Annotated in this window: 1 rRNA gene; it reads left to right on the top strand. The window is 56.9% G+C overall.

Annotated features, from left to right (window positions below):
* Nucleotides 1-836, top strand: a 23S ribosomal RNA gene (locus IE198_RS34770); the annotation flags it as partial.

Raw genomic sequence — 836 nt, 5'->3', positions numbered from 1 at the left:
GTGGGGAAGCCGTAGCGAAAGCGAGTCCGAACAGGGCGTTTGAGTTGCACGCTCTAGACCCGAAGCGGAGTGATCTAGCCATGGGCAGGTTGAAGCGGAGGTAAGACTTCGTGGAGGACCGAACCCACCAGGGTTGAAAACCTGGGGGATGACCTGTGGTTAGGGGTGAAAGGCCAATCAAACTCCGTGATAGCTGGTTCTCCCCGAAATGCATTTAGGTGCAGCGTCGTGTGTTTCTTGCCGGAGGTAGAGCACTGGATAGGCGATGGGCCCTACCGGGTTACTGACCTTAGCCAAACTCCGAATGCCGGTAAGTGAGAGCGCGGCAGTGAGACTGTGGGGGATAAGCTCCATGGTCGAGAGGGAAACAGCCCAGAGCATCGACTAAGGCCCCTAAGCGTACGCTAAGTGGGAAAGGATGTGGAGTCGCAGAGACAACCAGGAGGTTGGCTTAGAAGCAGCCACCCTTGAAAGAGTGCGTAATAGCTCACTGGTCAAGTGATTCCGCGCCGACAATGTAGCGGGGCTCAAGCGTACCGCCGAAGTCGTGTCATTGCAGTACATACCCCCAACGGGGACTGTGATGGGTAGGGGAGCGTCGTGTGCCGGGTGAAGCAGCCGCGGAAGCGAGTTGTGGACGGTTCACGAGTGAGAATGCAGGCATGAGTAGCGATACACACGTGAGAAACGTGTGCGCCGATTGACTAAGGGTTCCTGGGTCAAGCTGATCTGCCCAGGGTAAGTCGGGACCTAAGGCGAGGCCGACAGGCGTAGTCGATGGACAACCGGTTGATATTCCGGTACCCGCTTTGAAACGCCCAGTATCGAGCCCATTA

The organism is Streptomyces xantholiticus, assembly GCF_014651015.1.
Taxonomy (GTDB): domain Bacteria; phylum Actinomycetota; class Actinomycetes; order Streptomycetales; family Streptomycetaceae; genus Streptomyces; species Streptomyces xantholiticus.
This window is presented reverse-complemented; position numbering and strand designations above follow the sequence as displayed.